At 69.0% G+C, this 6098-nt stretch carries 5 protein-coding genes; 1 reads left to right on the top strand and 4 read right to left on the bottom strand.

Annotation, left to right across the window (positions count from 1 at the left end; genetic code table 11):
- Positions 1-1679, bottom strand: a 1679-nt coding sequence (locus V7Z54_RS09300) for a sensor histidine kinase (RefSeq protein WP_334136066.1), incomplete at its 3' end; no start/stop codon positions are given.
- A 230-nt stretch (positions 1680-1909) separates the two neighbouring features.
- Positions 1910-3409, bottom strand: coding sequence for an FAD-linked oxidase C-terminal domain-containing protein (locus V7Z54_RS09295; protein WP_334136065.1), 1500 nt, complete (start codon positions 3407-3409; stop codon positions 1910-1912).
- A 406-nt stretch (positions 3410-3815) separates the two neighbouring features.
- Here V7Z54_RS09295 and V7Z54_RS09290 point away from each other — a divergent pair, with 406 nt between their 5' ends.
- Positions 3816-4241 (top strand): Hsp20/alpha crystallin family protein, encoded by a 426-nt coding sequence (locus tag V7Z54_RS09290; protein WP_334136064.1) that lies wholly within the window; start codon positions 3816-3818, stop codon positions 4239-4241.
- A 35-nt stretch (positions 4242-4276) separates the two neighbouring features.
- On the opposite strand, the gene V7Z54_RS09285 is transcribed toward V7Z54_RS09290, so the two are convergent.
- Together V7Z54_RS09285 and purU are read right to left on the bottom strand one after the other, a co-directional pair.
- On the bottom strand, positions 4277-5146 hold the full coding sequence (locus V7Z54_RS09285) for a LysR substrate-binding domain-containing protein (RefSeq protein WP_334136062.1): 870 nt from the start codon (positions 5144-5146) through the stop codon (positions 4277-4279).
- A gap of 100 nt (positions 5147-5246) precedes the next feature.
- Positions 5247-6095: a formyltetrahydrofolate deformylase gene (gene purU / locus V7Z54_RS09280; RefSeq protein WP_334136068.1), complete on the bottom strand. Its 849-nt coding sequence runs from the start codon at positions 6093-6095 to the stop codon at positions 5247-5249.
- Positions 6096-6098: the final 3 nt, after the last annotated feature.

The following is a 6098-nucleotide window of genomic DNA, read 5'->3' as shown; positions in this document are numbered from 1 at the left end:
GCGCCAGCCAGCGGCAGCGTAAACCAGAAGGTGGCGCCCGCGTTGGGGCGTGCGGTGGCACCGATGCGGCCGCCGTGGCGCTCGACGATGCGGCGGCACAGGGCCAGCCCGATGCCGGTGCCTTCGAAATCCTGCGCGCGGTGCAGGCGCTGGAACACGCCAAACAGGTTGGGCGCTTGGCGGTCGTCGAAGCCGACGCCGTTGTCGCGCACCCGAAAAATGGCTTCGTGGCCGCCGCCGGGGGCGGGCTGTACCCCCCCATCGACCTCGATGATCGCGGGGCGGCGCGGGCGGCTGTACTTGAAGGCGTTGCCCAGCAGGTTGTCCCACACCTGCGACAGCAGCAGCGGGTCGCCGTCTACCACTGGCAGCGTCTCGGGCAGGATCAGCTCGCACTCGCCGGGGGCGCGTCGCAGCGCAGGATCATGCTGCACGCGGTTGACGCTGCTGAGCAGCAGCTCCCGCATCGGCACCGGCTGGCGCTGCAGCGCGGCGCGCCCCAGGCGGGCAAACGCCAGCAGGCCCTCGATGAGCTGGCCCATGCGGGTGGCGGCGTCCTCGATGGTGCGCAGATCCTCCTGCACGGCATCCGACAGCGGGGCGCCCAGATCTTCGCGTAGCAGTTGCAGGTAGCTGGTGATGTGGCGCAGCGGCGCGCGCAGATCGTGCGAGACGGAGTAGGCGAACGACTCCAGGTCCTGCAGCGCAGCCTGCAGCGCGGCGGTGCGCTCCTGCACCTGTCGCTCCAGCCCCTGGTTGAGCTCGCGCAGCAGCTCCTCCAGCCGCCGGACTTCGGTCATGTCGCGGATCAGGCAGGCGGTGCCCAGTGGCTGTCCGTCGGCGTCGGCGAGGGCGGTGAAGACCATGTGCGCCCACAGCGCGCTGCCATCAGCCCGCTGCAGCCAGCCGGTGGATTCGGCCTGACCCAGCAGCGCCGCGCGCTCCAGCGCCAACGGGGTGTCGGCGGGCAGCGGGCTGCGCCCCGCGGCGCCGTCACTTGCCAGTGTCGTGCCCAGCACCGCTGCCGCCGGGTGACCGAGCAGCCGTTCGGCGCTGGGCGGCCAGTCGCTGATGTGGCCAGCCGGGTCCAGAAAGACGATGGCCGCGTCGCGCAGCGCCGACGACAGCGCCTGCCAGCGCGTCTGCTGGGCGGCCAGGGCAGCGTCTTGCTGCTGCACCCGCTCGCGCAGCGCCTGCTCGCGCGCGGCGGCGGCTTGCAGCGCCGGGGCGCTGTCGTCGGCGCGCGCCAGCAGCAGCAAACCAGCCGGCTCGTCAGGGCTGCCCCCGCACGGGCGTACCTGTAGCGTCCAGGGCCGCATCCCGCCGGCGTCACAACGCTGCAGGACGGTCTGTCCGGCTTGGCCATGGAGCGCCGCAGCCACCCACGGCAGCAGCGCCTGCAGTGCGTCCTCGGCCACCGTTTCGTGCCATGACCGGCCGGCCACGTCCTGCCAGGCCACGCCAGGACGCAGCAACGGTTGCGCTGCGGCGTTGGCGACAACGCAGCGCAGCCCGGCATCGAGCAGCAGCGCACCGTCGGACAGGGCTTGCAGCAGTGCAGGCAGCCACTCGCGCGCGTCGTCTCCGCCTGGGGGTGAGAGCGGTGCCTGTGGCTGCAAGGCGTCGAAAAACGCGGCGCTCAGGTGCGGAGGCCAGGGGTCGCGCGGCAGCGGCTGCATGGGGGCAACTGTAGCGCAAGCGGGCAGCGGCGGTGACGCGCTCGATGGCTTGGGCAGCGCGACGGCACGCCCACCGCCCGCATGCGCAGGGCCTGGTAGACGGGCCGGCCACACCACGGATGCTCGGCTCCCCATCGTGGCCGCGCCGCAAGAGGCTTCATCGCCACTCGGCGTGGAGCGGGCAACGGACTGCGGCCCACGCAACCATCATCCCGCGATCGACACCTCTTTCAGAAACGCGGCAGATCCGGGTGCGGCAGCTGCCCGCCGCGCACCACCATGCGCCCGTATTCGGCGCAGCGGTGCAGGGTCGGGATGACTTTGCCGGGATTCAGGCGCCCGTCCGGGTCGAACGCGCGCTTGACTGCCAGCATTTGCTCGCGTTCCTCGGGGGTGAACTGCACGCACATGCTGTTGAGCTTTTCGACGCCGACACCGTGCTCACCAGTGATGGTGCCGCCCATGGCGACGCTGGTCTCCAGGATGTCGGCGCCGAAGCGCTCGGCGCGTGCCAGTTGATCGGGGTCGTTGGCGTCGAACAGAATCAGCGGGTGCAGGTTGCCGTCGCCGGCGTGAAAGACGTTGACGCAGCGCAGACCGTAGCGCTGTTCCATCTGGGCGATGGCCTGCAGGATGTCGGCCAGGCGCTTGCGCGGGATGGTCGAGTCCATGCACATATAGTCGGGGCTGATGCGGCCGCTGGCTGGAAAGGCGTTCTTGCGCCCGCTCCAGAAGCGCAGTCGCTCGGCCTCGTCGCGGCTGACGGCAATGCGCGTGGCACCGGCCGCGCGCAGCACCGCACTCATGCGTTCGATCTCCTCGGCCACCTCCTCGGGCGTGCCGTCGGATTCGCACAGCAGGATGGCAGCCGCCTCCAGATCGTAGCCCGCGTGCACGAAATCCTCCACCGCGGCGGTCATCGGCCGGTCCATCATCTCCAGCCCGGCGGGGATGATGCCGGCCGCGATCACCGCCGCCACCGCGTCACCGGCGGTGCGTACATCGTCGAAGCTGGCCATGATGCAGCGTGCCAGCTGCGGGCGCGGCAGCAGCCGCACGGTGACCTCCAGTACCACCGCCAGCATGCCCTCCGAGCCAATGACCAGCGGCAGCAGATCAAGCCCCGGCGCGTCCAGCGCGTCGCCGCCGAACGTGATAGGTTCCCCGTCAGCTAGGAAGCCGCGCACCTTCAGCACGTTGTGCAGCGTCAGGCCGTATTTCAGGCAGTGCACGCCGCCGGAGTTTTCGGCCACGTTGCCACCGATGGTGCAGGCGATTTGGCTGCTCGGGTCGGGCGCGTAGTACAGGCCATAGGGGGCCGCCGCCTCGCTGATGGCCAGGTTGCGCACGCCAGCTTGTACGACGGCGGTCTGCGCCAGCGGGTCGATGCACACGATGCGGTTGAATTTGGCCAGCGACAGCGTCACGCCCATTGGGTGCGGCATGGCACCGCCGGACAAGCCGGTGCCCGCCCCCCGCGCCACCACCGGCACCTGCAGCGCATGGCAGGCGCGCAGCAGCGCCTGCACCTGATTTTCGGTCTCGGGCAGCGCCACCGCCAGCGGGCGCTGCCGGTACGCGGTCAAGCCGTCGCACTCGTAGGGGGTGGTGTCCTCGTCCGTCCACAGCAGGGCGTGCGGTGGCAACACGGCTGACAGAGCGCGCACCACTTCGGCCTGGCGGGCGGCGCGGGCGGCGGCATCGTGGGTGGTGGCATCGATCAGACTCATGCCTGCAGTGTAGGTCAGGGTGCACCGGTCGCGGTGAAAAATCGCGCACTCGACTGTGACGCCGGTTCAATTGCGCGCGCAGTGCGGGCCTTTGCGCTGCGTCAACGCTAGGGTGAGCGCACGGTGGCAGTCTTGTCTATGTGCTGAGTGCCGCGCGTATGGGTGTGGCCGCTGGCGGGCGGGCCGCTCCGTCCGCGCCGAGCCGCGTAGCCGGTTGCGGGTGAGCACTTCGGGTGAGGGTTGCGGCAGCGACCCCCCGTCAAAGGTGTCGAGCCGGCTCTTGAAAGCGCTGCGCTGTACCCCCACGGTGGGGTTAGAGCAGCAACGCTGGCCGTGACCGCTGGCGTGGAGGCGGTGGTCAACGGCAGGACAAGTCCTCCACGGACAACCGAAGGAGCACTTCCGTATGAGCAACCTGATTCCGCGTCGCATGAGCCTGTTCGACGAATTCTTCCGCGATCTCGCGCCGGGCTTCTACATCCGGCCGCTGCATGGCGATCCGCTGCCGCAGCAGATCAAGGTCGATATCTCCGAGTCGGACAACGCCTACACCATCTCGGCCGAAATGCCGGGGGTGAACAAGGACGCGATCCACGTCACGGTGGACAACAATGTGGTGACCATCAGCGCTGAGGTCAAGCAAGAGGACGTCAAGCGCGAAGGCGAGAAGGTGCTGCACAGCGAGCGCTATTTCGGCGCGGTGTCGCGCAGCTTTGCGCTGCCCGGTGACGTGGACGAGGGCGGCGCGACGGCGAAATTCGAAAACGGTGTGCTGACGCTGACACTGCCGAAGAAGGTGGGGGTGGTCGGCAAGCGCATCCGCATCGAGTAAGCCCCCGCCCACACTGCCGCGCCGCGCGGCGCGGCTCAGCTGACGGCCTGGCGCAGCCAGGCCGCAAACGTGGCGCATTCCCAGCGCTCCATGGCCCCGGCGCGCCAGCACAGGTAGTGCGCGTGCGGGCTGGGCACGGTGTGCGGGTACAGCCGCACCAGCGTGCCGTTGTCCAGCCACGGCGCGCCCAGCTTCAGCCGCACCAACGCCACGCCCATGCCAGCGGCGGCGCCGTCGCACATCAACCCGATGTCGTTGAACTGTGAGCCGTCGGCCGGTTCGGGCCAGTCCAGGTGATGGGCGGCAAACCACGTGCGCCATGGCTCCAGCGGGCTGCGCAGCAGCGGCACACCCTCCAGGTCTTCGGGGCGTTCGAAAGGGCCGTGCTCGCGCACGAAAGCGGGGCTGGCCAGCGGCGTGACCTCATCCTTCAGGATGCAGGTGAACTCCACATCTTGGTAGCGCCCGGTGCCAAAGCGGATGGTCAGATCGGCGTCCTCGGCCACCACGTCCAGCAGCGGAATGCTGACCTGCAGCGTCAGGTCGATCTCGGGGTACGCCTCGGCAAACTGGCGCAGGCGCGGCATCAGTATGGAGCGCGCGAAGGTGGGTGTGACGGCCAACCGCAATTTGCGCCGCCCCGGGGTGGCACCGCGGCTGGGGAAGCGCTGCAGCGCCGCCAGCGCCTCGCGCACCTGGGCCAGGTATTCGCTGCCTTCGGTGGTGAGGGAAAAGTCGGCGCGGCCAAACAGCTTGACGCCGAGCTGTTCCTCCAGCTGGCGAATGCGGTGGCTGACCGCGCTGGGGGTGACGCACAGTTCGTCGGCTGCCTGTGTGACACTGCGCAGGCGGGCCAGTGCTTCGAACGTCAGCAGACACTGGATGGGCGGGATACGAGGTGGCATGGCGGCGGCGGGAGGCACACAGGGGAGCACGTGCAGGGCGGTTGACAGCCAGCGGACCGCAGACCGGCGGCAGGCCCGGCGCTGCGGCCCCGCGCGGCGCCTACCGGAAAACCACCGTGCGCTGACCGTTGAGCAGCACGCGGTGCTCACTGTGCCACTTGACGGCGCGCGCCAGCACCTGGCTTTCGGTGTCGCGGCCGATCGCCGTCAGATCCTCCACCGTCATGCTGTGGTCCACGCGCGCCACGTCCTGCTCGATGATCGGGCCTTCGTCCAGGTCGGCCGTCACGTAGTGCGCGGTAGCGCCGATGAGTTTGACGCCGCGCTCGTGCGCCTGGTAGTAAGGCTTGGCACCCTTGAAGCTGGGCAGGAAGCTGTGATGGATATTGATGGCGCGCCCGGCCAACCGTTCGCACATGCCATCCGACAGAATCTGCATGTAGCGCGCCAGCACGACCAGTTCGGCCCGCTCCTGTTCGATGATCTCGAGCTGGCGCGCTTCGGCCTGGGCCTTGGTGGCCGCACTGACCGGAATGTGGTGGAAGGGCACGTTGTAGCTGGCGGCCAGCTGGTAGAAGTCACGATGGTTGCTGATGATGGCACGGATGTCCAGCCGCAGCAAACCGCTCTTCCAGCGAAACAGCAGATCGTTCAGACAGTGTCCCTGCTGGCTGACGAAGATGACGGTTCGCATCGGCTCACGCCACGGGTGCAGGCTGCAGGCCATGGCGTGGCGTTGGCCAAAGTCATTCGCGGCTGCGCGCAGCGCTTCGGTACTGTGGCCCGGGCAGGTAAATTGCACGCGCATGAAAAACCGCCCCGAGTCGCGGTCGTTGAACTGCGCCGCCTCCTCGATGTTGCCGCCCAGCTCGAGCAAAAAGCCCGAGACGGCATGCACGATGCCAGGCTTGTCCTGGCAGGACAGGGTAAGCACGTAGGTGTCTTGCATGGG

The sequence above is a fragment of the Tepidimonas sp. genome, from assembly GCF_036824975.1.
GTDB lineage: Bacteria > Pseudomonadota > Gammaproteobacteria > Burkholderiales > Burkholderiaceae_C > Tepidimonas.
Note: the sequence above shows the minus strand (reverse complement) of the source record. Positions and strands in the feature narration are given on the sequence as shown.